Genomic DNA, 15,746 nt, shown 5'->3' with positions numbered 1-15,746 from the left:
TTCGGAATTAATCCGAGGAAAGATCTTCCAACAGGTCCCTTTGGCGGCGGATCAGATCGCTCAATTCGTCTTCTCCGATCAGCTTGGCGCCTAATAGAGCCAGATCGTACACGGAACGGGCCAATTTTTCCGCCTTCTCCGGATGAATCCCCTTGGAAAGACCAAGGATATTTTTGACCAATTTAGATTTACGATTCAGTAGAAGAGTATGATTTTTCAAGAAATCCCCAGGCTTTTGTCCATACATCTGGCCCATCTCCGCCAAACGTCTTAGATGTTCCGGTAACAAGATCACGGAAGGAATATCTTCGGACTTCAATGCCTCTATTTTGATCTCCACACCTTCTTTTGCAATCGCCTTAGCAAAAATTTCCTTCAGTCTATCTTCTGTAGTTTTGTTATCTTGGTCGGCAAGATCAGGACTTGCATCCTTATCCAAAACTTGGTCCGCAAGTTCTGAATCCACTCTTTGGAATTTCCAATCAGGGTTTTTGCCTTCTAAAAATTGAAGGAAATGATTGTCGATGCGAGAATCCACAAGCAAAGCTTCCAATCCTTGGGACTTGAGAAGGTCCATATATACGGAAGAAAGTTCAGCTTCTCCCGCATAATACACTTTCCCGGAATTCTTTTCTTTATTTCTTTCTACGTACTCTTCGAGTTTCGTTAAATCACCGTTAGATGTTCGGAAGAAAATAAGATCTTTTGCCGATTCATAAAATTTTTCGTCAGTCATCATCCCGTACTTAACGAAAAGAGAGATCTCGTCCCAGTTCTTGCGGAATTCTTCCGGATTTTTGGTCCATTCTTCCTGTAGTTTGTCGGAAACCTTTTTAACTATATGAGAAGAGATCTTTTTTACCAAAGGATCGTTTTGCAGATACGATCTGGAAACGTTCAGAGGAAGATCCGGAATATCCAAGGTTCCTTGTAGAACGGTCAAAAACTGAGGCACCAATTCCTTTGCTTCATCGGATACAAACACATGATTACAATAGAGTTTGATCCCCATTCGGTTGGCGTCTAACTCATGTTTGAGTCTTGGAAAATACAAGATCCCTTGCAGCCTAAAAGGGTAATCCACATTCAAGTGAACGTGAAATAAAGGCTCACCAGCAAAAGGGAACAGATACTGATAGAATTCATCGTACTGCTCTTTTTTTACCGAAGAAGGTTGTTCGCTCCATAATGGGGTCTGCTTATTCGCCTTCTCCCCTTTTACGTAGATCGGAACAGGAAGAAAATCGCAGTATTTGCGGACCAATTCTTTTAATTTCCATTGGTCCAAATATTCTCCGGAATCACCGTCCAGATACAAACTGATCTTTGTTCCTCTTTCCGATCTATCACCTGGTCTTAGAGAAAACTCTGTACCTGACTCGCTTTCCCAAACAACGGGTGCGCTCCCATTTTTATAAGATTTGGTTTCTATTTTTACCTTAGAAGAAACCATAAAGCTGGAATAAAATCCTAAACCGAAATGACCTATGATCTCAGGTTTATCTCCTTCGGATTGGTATTTTTTTACGAATTCTTCTGCGCCTGAAAATGCGATCTGGTTGATGTAACGGTTTACTTCCTCGTCGGTCATCCCGATACCGTTGTCTTGGACGGTTAAGATCCTGGTTTCTTGGTCAAAGTCCAGATCGATCCTATAATCCGTCCCTCCTTCAAATTCTTCATTAAGGGAGATTTTTTTGAGTTTAGCGATGGCGTCACAAGCATTGGAAACCAACTCTCTCAAAAATATATCTTTTTCAGAATATAACCATTTTTTAATGATAGGGAAAATATTCTCCGTCTCTACAGAGATCCTGCCTTTTACTTCTTCGCTCATTCGGATTCCTCCTCTTTTAATTTTTCAGACAACCAACGAGAGATCCTAATAAGATTTTCTCTGGAAGAAGGTCCAAGACTCCTGTAGGTTTCGGTCAATGGAACCGTTTCGGACTTCCACCCTGCAAGAAGACTCGCCTCTTCCTCCGGCAATCCCTTGGTCATCACTGAATGTTTCAAAACAAAACCTCTTTTGGAACCTATCCAGAGGTCAAGTCGTTTCAATATTGCCTCTGCTTGGTATTTTTTACGCAATGTTAAAACCGCAAATGTACCGGCTCCTATAAATACGAAAGAAAGAAGAATGGAAACTAATAGAAAAGATCCGCCTTTGCCTCCAATATCCTCAGTTACAATCTCCTGTTTCGGTCTAGGAGGCCCAATCTCCAGGCCGGGGAAACGAAGAGAAACGGATTCATACCTTCCGGAACCAGGGTTGAAAAAAGTGAATTTCAGATCGTCCGGTTTCCAAGCTCCCTCCTTTTTAGGAAGTACCGAATAATGATAAGAATGATTTAGATAAAATCCGAACTCTCCGGGACCAAGCTCCCTAAAATCCCTTTGTTGTCTTGCTTGTAAAAAAGTGATCTCAGGATAACAAGGAGTGTTGCAGACACTCAATAAAGGATCCTTAATGGAGGAAAGGTTTCCGTTTCCGGAAATAGTGATCTTAAACTGAAAAGGTTCTCCTAAAAAACCTGCCTTAGGGTATTCTTCTAAACCTATCTTAAAATTACCTACCGCACCTTTAAACTCAATAGGAGCAGGAGAAGGTAAATCCTTTACGAAAATTTTGCTCGGGATCGTCTTGATACTTCTCATATGAAAAAAGGACTGCTGCCTTCCTTCCAAATGAAATACCGTAGAACCTAAAGAATATTCTCCTTTTCTCAAAGGAGTTAGAATAAAAGTTTCCTTATTATAAACTGCAGTTTCGAATTCTATCCCTTCGTAGATCACCTGTTCCGGGATCAAAAGATTGATGCCTGAAAGCGCCTCACTTCTGAAATAAGGAAACTCGATGGAGCTAGAAAAATCCCGATCAATATAAGGACGTATCGCATTTCTATAATATAATGTAAAAAATCCTAGAATAGGCTCCCCCACCCAAACCTGATCCTTATTCGTTCTAAATAACACCTTTAAATCCCCATCTTCGGGCCCTTCTGTTTCTTCGCTGAAGAAGTAACGATTGGAAAAAAATCCTGAGGATTTATTTGTAGTGGAAGTTCTGGGAGAAATTTCCAAGGCCATCATCCCTGATTCTACTTTTTGCCCGTCCACTTCTACTTCAATTTCCGGAACGGAAAAACGTCCAGGTGCAGAGACAGTGAGTCTATATTTAATTAGTTTTTTACGATATACTTTAAAGTTTACTATGGTGGTGTTCTCTTCCGTACCCCAATAGACAGCTTTGATCCCTTGTCCATTAAATTCTTTTTCTATTAAACGTACCTGAGCGCTTCCTTCGGTTTCTAAAATGATAAATACTGCATCTCCCAGATCCGCTCTAGTTTGACTGAGATAAAATTTGGGGGCCTGTGCGAGTAAAGGAAAAGCTACCAATAACAAAAGAAGAAGGAAACGTTTCACCAGAACACCTCTTTGTTCCGTGAACCTGGACTTCTTCTTTTTACCGAATCCAAATCCATGGACTCCATGATCCGATCCAATTCGTCTTCCATCTTGGATCTGTTTTTATCTTTCTGTTCTTTTGCGGCTCCGGACTTGGATTGTTTCTCCGCCTTCTCCTTTCCTTTGGAGCCTTGTTTAGATGCAGATGATTTTTCTTCCTTTTCTTGGGAAGTACTCTCTTTGTTTTCGGAACCCTCTTTACCTTCCGGAGGAGGAAGTTTACGCAACCATTCAAGGTTCTTTTTAGCGGATTCTAAATTAGGATTTTCTTTTAGAGAGCGAAGATAATGTTCCGCCGCTTTCTTACGATCTCCTAACTTTAAATAAGAATTTCCTAAATTAAAATGAGATTGCGCCCTTAGTTCCGAGTCCTTTGAATCTGCTGATTTTTCGAAATGACGGATCGCCTTGTCCATATTTCCCGATCTGTATTCGCAGTCTCCCCTATTGAATTCCAATCTAGGATCTTCAGGAAAATATGGATCTGCCTCCTTATATCTTTCCAAGGAACTCTTATAATCTCCTTGCTCGTAGGAATTCCTACCTTCTTTGATCCGATTTCCTCCGGGATCCAGCTCGAAGGAATAGATATCGTTCCCCCAAAAAGAGAAAAGAAACAAGAGAACAGGAGCTACTTTTTTGGAAAGTCCCGCTAAGTATTTTCCCCAGAACTCTAACACAAAAAAATCAAACAACAAAAGTAGAAGCGCAGGTATCAGGAATTTTTTGGCGCCTTCTGCCCTTCTTAAATTACGAATTCTTTGTCCCGTGTTTTTTTCCATGGAACCGATCCAGGATTTTATATCTCCTATTCCAGGACTTTCTGAATCTAAAGATAAAAATCTACCTTCGTTTGCATAAGCCAGCTCTTTTAAAAATCCAGGATTGGATTTGGAAATGATAACACCTGGAGAATTTTCATAAGGGGCCAAGGATCCGTCTTTAGTTAAAAATCCGTAAACTCTTGATCCATCCTCAGAATATCCGATAGGCCCTCCTGTTGGAGTTCCTACAGACCAAACCCAAACCTCTGCAGGAAACTTTACGATACTTGGAGAATCCATATCTTCTCCGTCAGAGATCAGAACCAAAATACGATTTCGTAATACCTGATTGGAGTTCAAAACTTCTTCCGCCTTTTTAAACGCAGACTTTAGATCTGTTCCTCTGTCACCCACTATGTCCACATCCAAACCCCTGACATATTCTGAAAATGCGCGAGCATCCGAAGTCATAGGGCAATACACGAACGGAGAAGCGGCAAAAACGATCATACCAAACCTATTCCCATTTAACTGAGGAAGAAGTCGCAAAATTGTTTCTTTCGCTCTAGTAATCCTAGATGGACGAGTATCCACGGATTGCATAGAAAGACTTACATCCACCAAGAATAGAAAGTCCACGCCTCTAGAGACTTCCTCTTCCTTAGACTTGGTCGATTCGGTCCTTTGGTATGCAAAATAAGAAAGATAAAATACGGAAGCAAGCACCAAGATCCTTGCGAGCACTATATAAAAAGGTGGAACCTTGGATTCTCTAGGCAGGCCGGGATAAGTTTTTTTCCAACGGTTCCAATAAAAATAAAATACAAGCTTAAACAAAGAATAGGCAAAAAAGATCAGCCCAAGCGAGATCCAAAAAGATTCTAAAAAAGTTTCGCTCATACGTAATACCGAAACACCCAAGATCTCAATAGCAGATCCAGACCCAATAACGCCAGCGCATAGGTCAGAAAAATTAAGGACTCTGATTCTCTCACTTCTTCCGGAGGTAAGATCAGAAGATCTTTTTCCAAAGAGTCGATGGAAGCCAAAACTTCTCTCAACTCGCTAATATCTTCCGCCCTATAAAATACTCCTCCCGTTCTTTTAGAAAGTATATCTAAAATTTCGAAATTCACCTCGTAAGATTGGTCCTCTTTTCCGATGCCTATGGAATATATTTTGACCCCTACACCTTTTGCGATCTCAGTTGCTGTCACTGGATCTATACGACCTGTATTCGAAGCTCCATCCGTTATGAGCACAATCACTTTAGATTTTGCAGGCGACCTGCGTAATCTATAACAGGAAAGAATCAGCGCGTCTCCAATGGCTGTTCCTTGCTCTGGGACCGTTTCTTCTTCCGCCTGGCTTAATATTTCTTCTAATACTTCTCTGTCGCTTGTCAATGGTGATTGCAGATAGGCTCCCCCCGCAAATACCACCAAGCCCAAACGATCATTTTCTCTTTTTCTAATGAACTCTTTGAGTAATTTTTTGGAGACGCCTAGACGAGTCTCAGGCAAGAAGTCCCTGCTTTTGGACATGGAACCGGAGACGTCCAATGCAAGAATGATATCTACCCCCTTAGTCTCATCCGGAAGGAATCTATATCTTTTTCCGGGACCTGCCACTGCAATCACGAATAATGTCAATGCGACAGGCCGAATCAAAGGCGCCACAGAAGATAAAAAACGTTTTAACTGAAATGTTTCGGATTGGACCCTTCCAGGAATCCTAAGCTCTATACCCAAGGCCGGCTCGTTTTTCCAATAAGAATAGAACGTCCAGATCCAGATCGGAATAATTAGAAAAAGATAATATGGAGCTTCCCATTCCGTCATTTGGAAAGTGCCTCCTTCCAATAATCCCAGGCTCTTAACGCTTCGGCCGAAGAGATCTCCACTTCTTCTCCCGAATATTGTGCCTTACGGAAAGTATTCTCCCAAGTCTTAACTTCCTCTTCTTCCAATCCGAATGAATCATAAATACGCTGGAATAATTCCGCTTCGGTCAGGTGTGCAAACGGAGCATTCATCTTTTTGGACATATTCTCTCTGATATAACCGGAGAGAACCCTATAAAAGGTCCTGGCAAATACGGGAGGAGCATTGATAATCTCGTCCAATTTACTTTCGTATATTAGAATTTTCTGAACCCACGGATCCGCTTCTACAAGTGCGTCCATAGTCCTTTTAGATGCGGTCTGATTTAGATACCAAGCATAAAAGATCCCTAACCCTAATGCGGCAAGACCTGCAAGAATAGCCGCCAGTTTCCAGCCATACTTTCCCGAAAATTCCAGGGGCGGCAGAATTTCCTCGGGAGACTTGTCCTTTTCTCCTAAGGAAGAACGGACTATCAATACGGCTTCCGAACGGAATTCTTTTCCGTCCTGATCTTTCCAAATGATAGGAAGAGCGAATTTTCCAGAAGTGTAATAAACAACACTTAACTTGACCTTTGTGTCCGAAACTTCGGAAGAGATCACTTCGAATAGCGGAAGATCCGGAGACTCCGGATCAGGAACAATCCCTTTAGAAGGGATCTCAGGATTTTGGACTTCTCCTTGTTGGAATTCCAACAAGTATTCCGCACGGTCACCTATTCCAACTTCCTTAGGATCCCAATCTTCTTTCCAAGCGAAAGTGGGAACCGCAAAAAGCAGCAGGGACAAATAGAAAATATAGTATAAAAATTGAATACGATCCAAGGATCTGAGACGGAAAATTCCCGCCTTCATGACATACTTCTCCAATACTCCAGGAGTTTGTTGGGGTCGGTATCTTTTCCTTCCAGCTCCAGACATCTGGACTTAAACAAAAACTCCAAATTTTTGCGAACGCTCCCACCTACAGGAGAAGGAATAGCACCAGTTTCAGGATCTTTTAATAAGAAGAATTGGAAAAAACCCATGGGGGCACTCTCTTCCAAACGGTCCTTAAACCGGATCGCATGTAGAGTATGGAATTTTCTGAGGCCTGTGAGTTTTTTCAAAGAAGGAAGTCCGTGAAAATCTGAAAGTATATAAGAATCAGTGTATCTTCTGATCCTATTTTTCAAAAGTACGAATGGGAGTTTAGGATCCGTTTTTAGTTTCTTATGCGGATAAGAACGGACCTTCTCCAAAGCTGAAAGTGCTTCTTCCGTATTTCGGATATAACCTGTTTCCCATTCCAATCGATCGGAATATAATAATATCTTGGCGAGATTTCCTTTTCGTACATAAAGTAAAACTAATAGAGCCAAAACCTGAAAAGCATTTTCTGCTTTGGTCCATTCCGAACTGCTCCAATCCATGGATTCGGAAACATCCAGAAAAAAAACTCCAAGCCTTTCCTTCTCCTCATAGAATTCTCTTACATGTAATTCTCCGAATCTAGAAGTAACATTCCAATCGATAAGCCTTGTGTCGTCACCTACAGCATAAGGACGGACATCTTTGAAGTCCACTCCCCTGCCCTTTCTGGAACTTGTAGCCGTGCCTTGCCTATTTCGAAGAGAAAATCCTCTCTCCTTAAAATCCAGAAGTTGGATCAGGCTTTGGTATTCTTTGCGGAACATTTTAGTAGATTAGATTAGAGCACCTGAGTGGCGTCCGAAACGATCCTGACCACAGACTCGATCCCTACGTCTTCAGAGATTGCTTCGAACGTAAGTAAAATCCTATGCCGAAGGATTTCTGGAAGAACGGCCTTCACATCCTCCGGAGCCACATAGTCCCTCCCTTCCCATAAAGCTTTTGCCTTAGATGCTTTTAATAGGCTCAAACTTGCCCTAGGAGATGCTCCATGTTTCACATAAGGAAGAAGATCTGGAACTGTCTTTTCTTCAGGACGAGTATTTCTCACCAAGCGAACTATATAACTTTTTAATTTAGGTTCCACATGGACCCTATCCACCAAGGAAGAGATCTTTAGAACGTCTTTAGCAGTTGCAGTTTTTTTAATACGTTTTGGACCGGCTGCCAACCTACCATGTTGTTCTAAGATCCCGAGTTCTTCGTCCATATCAGGATAATCCACTAGGACCTTCATAAAAAAGCGGTCCATCTGCGCTTCCGGCAATGGATAGGTCCCGTCTTGGTCGATCGGATTTTCGGTAGCCAAAACTAGGAAAGGCCTCTCCAAAGGAAAAGTGTTATCCCCTATAGTAACCGTTCTTTCTTCCATACATTCCAAAAGAGCGGATTGTACTTTTGCCGGCGCCCTATTGATCTCGTCCGCAAGTAAAACCCCGGTAAAGATAGGGCCTTTGCGCGTAGTGAATTCTCCATTCTTAGGATTAAATACGACCGTTCCAATCAAGTCCGCAGGAAGAAGGTCAGGTGTAAACTGTACTCGTTTAAAATCCAAATCTAATGCGGAAGACAAAGATTTTGCCAGAAGCGTTTTGGCGAGTCCAGGCATACCTTCTAAAAGAACATGGCCCTGGCAGGCAAGAGAGATGAGTAGATTCTTAACTACCGCTTCTTGCCCAGTGATCTCTCCAGTCAGTTCCTGGCGGATCCGATCTAATGTATCTTTTGCAAAATGAATATCAGATTCAGATAAAGGAATATTTTCACTATCTTTGGCGATGGATTCCATAATATTTCTTTCCTATTAACGCTCTGCAAGCCAACGGCCTGAACTATTCGTGCCTTGGTAAGCGCCTTGGATTTTTTTACCGTCCAGATCTCCGGTATAAGTTTGGGTGAAAGGAACATTGCTACCTATCTCGGAACATCTTGCTCCGGCGCAGGATCTTACAAAACGAATAGACTTGCCCGTCACTCTGATCCCGGTCAAGATCTCGTTTGATCCTTTTCCCCAATTCGTAAAACGTAAAGTAGCTCCTATTCCTCCTGTTTTGCGAGGAAAGATACTCAGTATTCCTTTGTGGATCCCAATCTGTACCTTGTAAGTCCCTACGAATGATTTTTCAGCATCGCTCAAAGGAACTTGGTTCGGGTTTAAACTTTGCGCGTCTTCTAAAAATTCTATCTTCTCCACAGTTTCCAGAGGAATAGAAAAATCAGGGTCCTGCAATATAACATTTTTAGAATTTAATGAAACCAGGGTCCCTTCCGTAAAGGAACCGCTATACGTTACTTTTGCCTGTCTATTTACGGAGCTACATCCTCGGACAAAATATCCAAGTAAGAAGAATAACGGAGCAGCTACCAGTATCCCTAGGCTGATTTTTTTGAGATCGTTATTGGTGATAATTTTTTCCAAGGCAAGGATTCCCTTTTTCTATCTGTATCCATGTTGGAATTCCAACACCAATCAGAGAAGAATTTTATAGATTGAGAAAAGCCTTTCTAAAAGTTGGAAGCCCGGAGACAACTCCGAGCTTTTTGCACTTAAGAAATTTACATAAGGCTAAAGATCACTTACAGCCTTGCAACTCTCCCATTTTAGGATTTTCTCTACCGTTCACGTAATATTTTTTACCCTGAGGCGTGGTCCAACAATCGTTTTTTTGGTTGGTTCCAGGCATAATCGGCCCTTGTCCAATCTTGGCTCCGGACTCGTCATACTCGACCGCAGTTCCGTTCGCGGCAATTTCAAAGGACTTCTTGCCGTTTTTATAATATGCAAACGGGAAATCCGGCTTGTATTTGGCCTTCAGTTCGTCCGTTTTTTCGTCCATGAGCAGAAGGTCGAAAAGAAGTTTTCCTTTTCCTACAATCGTCCCGTCCTTATCGTATACTTCTGCGGAACTCATCATCATTTCATTCATCATGGTTCCTTTATACGCAGGATTTCCGTTGCTCCAATAGAAGGTCCAATCTCCCTTACGAGTATGATCCCTCTGGCCTTCCGCGAAAAGTTTTCCGTTTTTATAATATTCTTTCCATGCGCCTATTCTGAGAGATTTTTTATCCGCACCCGCGCCTTTCGGAGCGTAGTTACCTTCGGATTGAGTAGATCCGTTCTCGTAATAGTTTTTCCAATAACCAGTTTTTAGATCGTCCGAATTGTTTCCTTCGGAAGAGACAGTGTTCCCGTCTTTATGATAATTCGTTTCTTTACCGCTTTTTTTACCGTCTTTGAATTCGATTACGGATTTTTTGGCTCCGTCTTCGTTATAATAATCTTTCCAGGTCCCTACTTTTTTATCATCTGCGTAAGTGCCTTCGTCGCTCAAGATACCTTTGTCCGTTTTGGACCAGTATGGACCATTCTTCTTGTCGGCTTTGTAGATCGTGCTTTCAAGTTGGGTCCCGTCTTTTGCGAGTTTTTTATCTTCACCTTCTTTCACTCCGGCAACATAAGGAGTCTCTCTTAAAGTTTCTCCTGTTTCGTATAATGTTTTCCAGATACCTTCTCTTTTATCGTCCTTATAATTACCTACGCGGACCAGAACGGAGAATTTATTTTTTTGAAGATCTTCCTTCTCCACATATTCTTTCCAAGAACCGTTACGTTTTAGTTTTTTGATCTGGTCGGGAGTTAATGCGCTGGCTTGGTCCGGCGTACAAGGTTTACCGGCGCAGTCCAAGTTAACCGGACCTTCTGCCTTTAAATTGAATGTTTCTTTGAATTTTTCTACTCTGATATTCGGCTCTAAAATTTGGAACTCTGCAGCCTTGCCCTTGTTCTCAACGACGCTCGTAGAAGAACATCCGATCAAAAGAGAAATTGAAACCGCTGTGGATATAATTTTTTTCATGGGTTCGCCTTTTGGGGAAAATCTAACGAAGCAAAATTAAGGCAGACAATTCTTCTCGTCAACCTCCTTTCCCCGGCGAAAAGTATAGAAAGGAAAGCCGGCTTACTCTCCCGGATATCTCATTCTTAAAAAGCGTAAGAATGGACGGTAACAATCCACGGCCATATGCCCGCTGTCCGCAAAAGTATTACACTCGTAGTCGGATGCTTCCGCCATATCAATGATGGGGATCCCGAACTTTTGGTTGATCGGGCGGATTCTTTCCCACCAAGGAGCCGGGATATTCATTTCTTTCAGAAGATTTTCTAACGGTAAAGAAACTTCGGGACGGACCACCAAGGTAGGAACTCCCTCTTCTTTCACTCTATCCAGGATCTTTTCGTAAAAGGAAAATTGCATTTCGGAGGGAGAGTATTTAGGATAGATCCAGCCGATCGTACGGATAGAACTTGCTTCCAGTTTGCCGTAATCCTTCTCCATAAAACCGCCAGCAGGAGAGATCGCATTCCCCTTGTCTCTATGCAGAGAGTCTATCGTCAGTTTTTTGATCAGGTCTGCTTGCTCGAATTTCTTATTGGTAAGATGAGAATACACATTTGCCAGATACGGCTTGTTCTTACTTACTCCGAAGAAATAGTTAGCCAAATAATAGTTCACATTCTCCTTACCTAGATCCCAGGCATTGGAAAGTACAAATCTAAGATCGAAACTATTCGCTAAATTCGATTTTTTGAATGTAGTGCTGTTTGCATTGAATTGAAAAGGATCCGCTTCTAAAACCAAAAAGTCGGGTTTTACGCCTGCTTCGAATAATCTTTCCAAAAAGTATAAATAGTATGCAGGAGTAGTTACAGCAGAAGAAAGATTATATACTTCCCAGTCCGGATAGAAGTCCAGGATCTCTTCGTTCTTGAAGTATAACATCCTGGAAGAACCCATCAAAAGTACCAATTTTTTGTCGGACTTTTTCTCCGCGTTCTTACCGAACTTAGAGATCATCTCCTTTAAGAGATCCTGCTTAACGTCGTAATAGATATAGGTTAATTCTACTTTTACGTAGTCTCTGACCTTATCCAAAAAGAAAATTTTATCTAGAGCGAATATGAATATAAAAAGAAGTACGGGATAGAATAGAAAAGGATGGGTGAAAAAATTAATTTTTTCGTTCTGTTTGAGTTCGTTCTCGGACACGAACTCAAGACTCCCCGGCTGACCGGGGATGTCAATAGATTATATCAAGCAGTTGCGAGAGTTTCGGTAGCTCTGCGGCGCTTTTGAAGATCTGCCAACCATTCTTCGGCTGCTTTGCAGTATCCTACCAAACGTTTTACGTGCATACGACGTTCAGGATGTAGGATCTCCCTCGCTTCGCGGACGATCTCTTCTACTATTTTGATATGAAAGGAAAAGTGGCTGGTGAATAAGTTAAAGTATTCTTTGTCTGTATTGAGCCAATCTTTGGATTGGATATCATTTAAGAAGTCTTCCATCTTAGTGATATCTGAATCGAATTCGGAATCGTACGGAGAGTTTAAAATCGAAATCGTATCCGTGATATCCGTAAGACTTTGAAAGTAAGCGTCTAGTTCTGGAAAGTTCACTGTATACCGCCTTGAAAAGCAGCTCGCGGGCTTTGGTCTCCGGAGGGAGAAAAGAACCGCGAACACCCTATAATCGGGGCTCTAATGTCATCTTTTTTTAGGGACCCGAGAGTTCAAGCGGAAAATAAAAACACAATCCGACACTAAAGAGATATCTTAGTTCTTCCTGAGGTATTCTAGCAAATGCATACTTTCTTCGTCCCAGCCTTCGGAAGCAGCCTCGATCCAATGGTCGAATTTTTCTCCTGTAGGATATCCTGAGTTGGTGAGCTTAAGAAGAGTAGCATCTCCGTCTTTTTCAAACTCAAGCTTGAGTTCTATATCTCCTGCGGGATGGTTCTGCCATTGAAGTATCAACTCTTGAAAAGGAACGATCTTTTTATAAATACCAGTTGAAGTAAGTTCTCCTTCGGGGCCCAGATTCCAAGTCCAGGAGAAAGTGCCGCCTAGTTTAGGACGTCCGGTTACTTTATCCGCCAACCAATGGATCAACTCCTCGTTGACAGTCACCGCACTCCAAACTTTTTCCAAAGGAAAATCATATTTGAATTCTTTAATAATGCTTCTTGTTTCCATACAAATTTAAGTCCTTTAATGAAAGTCCTTATAAAGTTTTTTATATAATACTTTTTCCAAAAACGATGGAGAAATATTTCTCATCCATTGGACGAATAATCCGCTCTTGTCCATTACTACGAGTCTTGAGTTAGGATCTTCTATAGAACGGATCATCTTTTCTGCAACTTCTTGCGGAGTTTTACTTTTGCCGGAATAATGAGGTTCTTCCAATTTCTGGCCGTCCCCGTCTATACCGTTAGATCTTAGATTCGTTTTGGTATAAGGGGGACAGAATATGATAAAACGAAGACCTTCTTCCGAAAGTTCTATACGAGCGGATTCCATAACGGCATGTAACGCAGATTTAGAAGAAGAATATGCACTTCTCGCAGGGATCCCATAGAGTCCGCTGACTGTAGAAGTTACCATGACCGCTCCCTTATTCTTTTTCAAAAAAGGAAGAAGTCTCATAGTAAGAAATACAGGACCGAAAAAATTCACGTCAAACGCCCTTCGGAATGCCTCTATCTGCGTTTGGTCGAATCTAGAATGAGCAGTTATGCCTGCGTTATTGAAAAGAACATCAATACCGTCCGTCAATTTTGCAAGCTTAGCAACTGCTTTGTTGATCTCTTTCTCAGAAGAAAGATCCGCCTGAATATGAAAAATTTCCGCAGGTCGTTTTTCCTTCTTCTTGGAAATTTTACGAACGAGTTCCGGCTCTGATCTGGAAAGATTGATCAGCTTGCAAGGGACCTGGGACAAACTTTCTAATAAAGCCTCTCCTATCCCGGAAGAGCCTCCGGTAATTACGATTGTCTTGCCTTTCCAAAGATCAGTTTGCATCAGGCTTATTCTTTTATTATGTACGACCTATTCAAGGATTATTTTCGGCTTTAATTTGGCGGAGAAGACCCGACGGAATTGGATTCAACCTCATCCTGGATCAATCTAGCTTCTGCACGAAATGTCATATAAGACCAAACCCAAGTGATAAAGATGGAGATCTTATTCTTAAATCCTACCTGATAGAAAATATGAATGAATAACCAAACGACCCATCCGAAAAATCCTCTCAATCTGAAATTCCCGACCTGAGCAACAGCGTCTTGTCTTCCGATAGTCGCCATACTTCCCTTGTCTCTATAATGGAAAGGTTTTCTTTTTTTAGATTTCAGATCTCCTCTAATGAGAGCGGCAACATATCTTCCTTGCTGCATTGCAACCGGAGAAACTCCAGGCAAAGGTCTTTCTAAACCTTTCGAATAATTCGCAATATCGCCTATCACAAAAACTTCAGGATGACCTTCTACATTGCAGAACTCATCCACCATCACTCTTCCCATTCTGTCGGTAGGAACTCCTAAAGAAGCTCCGATAGAATTTGCCTGCACTCCTGCAGCCCAGATCACGGTAGAAGAAGCGATGGTTCTGCCTTCTATCTTGACTCCGTTCTCGTCTATTTCGAGGACCTTTGTTCCTGTTAGGACTTCCACTCCTCTTTTTTCCAAACGGATCTTTGCAAATTCGCTTAACTTAGGAGCGAATGCTGCCAACAGCCTAGGTGAAGCCTCGATCAAAGTGATCTTTGCTAAAGCAGGATCGATCGTGTGGAATTCGTTTCGAACGATCTCATGAGATAATTCTGCGATGGAACCTGCAAGCTCCACACCTGTAGGACCTCCACCAATAATTACATAATTCAGATGTTTTTTGGCAATTTCAGGATCTCCCGCAAGTTCCGCATGCTCGAAAGAAGTTAGAATTTTAGTTCGGATAGCAAGTGCATCCTTTAAGGATTTTAATCCTATGGAATATTTTTTCCAATGATCATTCCCGAAATAGCCGGATTTAGCGCCTGCGGCCAATATTAGATAATCATAATCTTCTGAATGTCCTTGGAAATAGACCTTTTTGGCCTGGACATCTATTTTCTCCACTTCTCCCAAATAAACTGTTACGTTTTTCTTGTCCCCGATAAGAGATCTGGTAGGGATTGCGATGTCTGCAGGACTTAACACTGCAGTGGCTACTTGGTATAATAAAGGTTGGAATAAATGGTGATTTTTTTTATCGATAGCGATAATCTCCAAATCTTCTTCTTTGGATAGTTTTTTGATCGCTTGCAATCCCCCGAAACCTACTCCGATTACTACTACTTTCTTTTTTTCACCCTTAGGCATTCTTTACTCCATTTTTACTCAAGACGTAATCCAGAAATCCTTCCGAAGCCTCGGAAACTATCTGGTGGACTTCTTCGAAATCCTTTAAAGTTCCGTAATATGGATCGGGAACCTCGGAATCTTTTCCTTGGCCCTTCTGGAACTTTCTGAACAAATGAATTTTTTTTCTTTCTTCTTCATTCGAAGCGAGAGCTCCTAGATCCTTATGGTTGGATCTATCCATCGCCAGAATAAAATCGTAATATTCAAAATCGGATCTTTTAAATTGTCTCGCCTTATGAGTGAGCTCTATTCCCTTCTTACGGGCGGTTTGCCTGGTCCTAGGGTCGGCCAATTCTCCGATATGGTAGCGAGAAGTGCCGCAGGAATCCACTTCAAAGAGAGAAGAAAATCCCTTCTTCTCTAGTAAATCGACGAAAGCGCCCTCTGCCGCAGGAGATCTGCAGATATTCCCCAAACATACGAAGAGAACTTTGTAGATATTCGAAGAGTCTGGAGTTCCTACCATATGC

At 41.8% G+C, this 15,746-nt stretch carries 15 protein-coding genes and 1 pseudogene; all 16 read right to left on the bottom strand.

The window, feature by feature from the left end; genetic code table 11:
• Positions 1-7: 7 nt before the first annotated feature.
• The 16 genes and pseudogenes from htpG to LPTSP_RS17625 all read right to left on the bottom strand — a co-directional run bounded on the left by htpG (position 8) and on the right by LPTSP_RS17625 (position 15,742).
• Positions 8-1,837 carry a molecular chaperone HtpG gene (htpG, locus tag LPTSP_RS17695; RefSeq protein WP_108930072.1) on the bottom strand — a complete coding sequence of 610 codons (1,830 nt, stop codon included), beginning with the start codon at positions 1,835-1,837 and terminating at the stop codon, positions 8-10.
• A complete protein-coding gene (locus LPTSP_RS17690) occupies positions 1,834-3,429 on the bottom strand; it encodes a BatD family protein (protein WP_108930071.1) in 1,596 nt (531 codons plus the stop codon). The genes htpG and LPTSP_RS17690 overlap by 4 nt, the downstream gene beginning before the upstream one ends.
• A complete protein-coding gene (gene batC / locus LPTSP_RS19375) occupies positions 3,426-4,151 on the bottom strand; it encodes a TPR repeat-containing protein BatC (protein WP_369689669.1) in 726 nt (241 codons plus the stop codon). The genes LPTSP_RS17690 and batC overlap by 4 nt, the downstream gene beginning before the upstream one ends.
• Positions 4,137-5,135, bottom strand: a pseudogene (gene batB / locus LPTSP_RS19370) (VWA domain-containing protein BatB); the annotation flags it as partial. The gene batC and the pseudogene batB, both read right to left, overlap by 15 nt.
• Complete coding sequence (gene batA / locus LPTSP_RS17680; RefSeq protein ID WP_108930069.1) at positions 5,132-6,076, bottom strand: VWA domain-containing protein BatA; 945 nt, start codon at positions 6,074-6,076, stop codon at positions 5,132-5,134. The gene batA and the pseudogene batB, both read right to left, overlap by 4 nt.
• Entirely contained in the window at positions 6,073-6,975 is a 903-nt protein-coding gene (locus LPTSP_RS17675; protein WP_108930068.1) for an LB_053 family protein, read from the bottom strand. Before LPTSP_RS17675 ends, batA begins: the two co-directional genes overlap by 4 nt.
• Positions 6,972-7,796, bottom strand: coding sequence for a DUF58 domain-containing protein (locus tag LPTSP_RS17670; protein ID WP_108930067.1), 825 nt, complete (start codon positions 7,794-7,796; stop codon positions 6,972-6,974). The genes LPTSP_RS17675 and LPTSP_RS17670 overlap by 4 nt, the downstream gene beginning before the upstream one ends.
• Before the next feature lie 14 nt (positions 7,797-7,810).
• Positions 7,811-8,821, bottom strand: coding sequence for an AAA family ATPase (locus LPTSP_RS17665; protein ID WP_108930066.1), 1,011 nt, complete (start codon positions 8,819-8,821; stop codon positions 7,811-7,813).
• A 15-nt stretch (positions 8,822-8,836) separates the two neighbouring features.
• A complete protein-coding gene (locus LPTSP_RS17660) occupies positions 8,837-9,451 on the bottom strand; it encodes an LIC20036 family protein (protein WP_174704496.1) in 615 nt (204 codons plus the stop codon).
• 154 nt (positions 9,452-9,605) lie between these two features.
• Positions 9,606-10,892, bottom strand: a complete 1,287-nt coding sequence (locus tag LPTSP_RS17655; protein ID WP_108930064.1) for an LIC20035 family adhesin — start codon at positions 10,890-10,892, stop codon at positions 9,606-9,608.
• Positions 10,893-10,994: 102 nt separating this feature from the next.
• Positions 10,995-12,083 carry a DUF1574 domain-containing protein gene (locus tag LPTSP_RS17650; protein WP_108930063.1) on the bottom strand — a complete coding sequence of 363 codons (1,089 nt, stop codon included), beginning with the start codon at positions 12,081-12,083 and terminating at the stop codon, positions 10,995-10,997.
• A 44-nt stretch (positions 12,084-12,127) separates the two neighbouring features.
• Positions 12,128-12,493, bottom strand: a complete 366-nt coding sequence (locus LPTSP_RS17645) for a PLU-1-like domain protein (protein WP_108930062.1) — start codon at positions 12,491-12,493, stop codon at positions 12,128-12,130.
• A 156-nt stretch (positions 12,494-12,649) separates the two neighbouring features.
• Positions 12,650-13,069, bottom strand: coding sequence for an SRPBCC family protein (locus LPTSP_RS17640; RefSeq protein ID WP_108930061.1), 420 nt, complete (start codon positions 13,067-13,069; stop codon positions 12,650-12,652).
• A gap of 15 nt (positions 13,070-13,084) precedes the next feature.
• Complete coding sequence (locus LPTSP_RS17635) at positions 13,085-13,897, bottom strand: SDR family oxidoreductase (RefSeq protein WP_108930060.1); 813 nt, start codon at positions 13,895-13,897, stop codon at positions 13,085-13,087.
• 50 nt (positions 13,898-13,947) lie between these two features.
• Positions 13,948-15,234, bottom strand: coding sequence for an NAD(P)/FAD-dependent oxidoreductase (locus LPTSP_RS17630; protein WP_108930059.1), 1,287 nt, complete (start codon positions 15,232-15,234; stop codon positions 13,948-13,950).
• A complete protein-coding gene (locus LPTSP_RS17625) occupies positions 15,227-15,742 on the bottom strand; it encodes a low molecular weight protein-tyrosine-phosphatase (protein ID WP_108930058.1) in 516 nt (171 codons plus the stop codon). The genes LPTSP_RS17630 and LPTSP_RS17625 overlap by 8 nt, the downstream gene beginning before the upstream one ends.
• Positions 15,743-15,746 lie beyond the last annotated feature (4 nt).

Source organism: Leptospira johnsonii (assembly GCF_003112675.1).
In the GTDB taxonomy this organism is placed as follows: domain Bacteria; phylum Spirochaetota; class Leptospiria; order Leptospirales; family Leptospiraceae; genus Leptospira_B; species Leptospira_B johnsonii.
The sequence above is the reverse complement of the archived record's forward strand: the minus strand, read 5'-3'. Positions and strand labels throughout refer to the sequence as shown.

Bases quoted from the DNA above. Each gene is read 5' to 3' on its own strand.
- LPTSP_RS17665 (WP_108930066.1), bottom strand. From the start codon at position 8,821: ATGGAATCCATCGCCAAAGATAGTGAAAATATTCCTTTATCTGAATCT.
- LPTSP_RS17670 (WP_108930067.1), bottom strand. From the start codon at position 7,796: ATGTTCCGCAAAGAATACCAAAGCCTGATCCAACTTCTGGATTTTAAG.
- htpG (WP_108930072.1), bottom strand. From the start codon at position 1,837: ATGAGCGAAGAAGTAAAAGGCAGGATCTCTGTAGAGACGGAGAATATT.
- LPTSP_RS17635 (WP_108930060.1), bottom strand. From the start codon at position 13,897: ATGCAAACTGATCTTTGGAAAGGCAAGACAATCGTAATTACCGGAGGC.
- LPTSP_RS17675 (WP_108930068.1), bottom strand. From the start codon at position 6,975: ATGAAGGCGGGAATTTTCCGTCTCAGATCCTTGGATCGTATTCAATTT.
- batA (WP_108930069.1), bottom strand. From the start codon at position 6,076: ATGACGGAATGGGAAGCTCCATATTATCTTTTTCTAATTATTCCGATC.
- LPTSP_RS17630 (WP_108930059.1), bottom strand. From the start codon at position 15,234: ATGCCTAAGGGTGAAAAAAAGAAAGTAGTAGTAATCGGAGTAGGTTTC.
- LPTSP_RS17640 (WP_108930061.1), bottom strand. From the start codon at position 13,069: ATGGAAACAAGAAGCATTATTAAAGAATTCAAATATGATTTTCCTTTG.
- LPTSP_RS17625 (WP_108930058.1), bottom strand. From the start codon at position 15,742: ATGGTAGGAACTCCAGACTCTTCGAATATCTACAAAGTTCTCTTCGTA.
- LPTSP_RS17655 (WP_108930064.1), bottom strand. From the start codon at position 10,892: ATGAAAAAAATTATATCCACAGCGGTTTCAATTTCTCTTTTGATCGGA.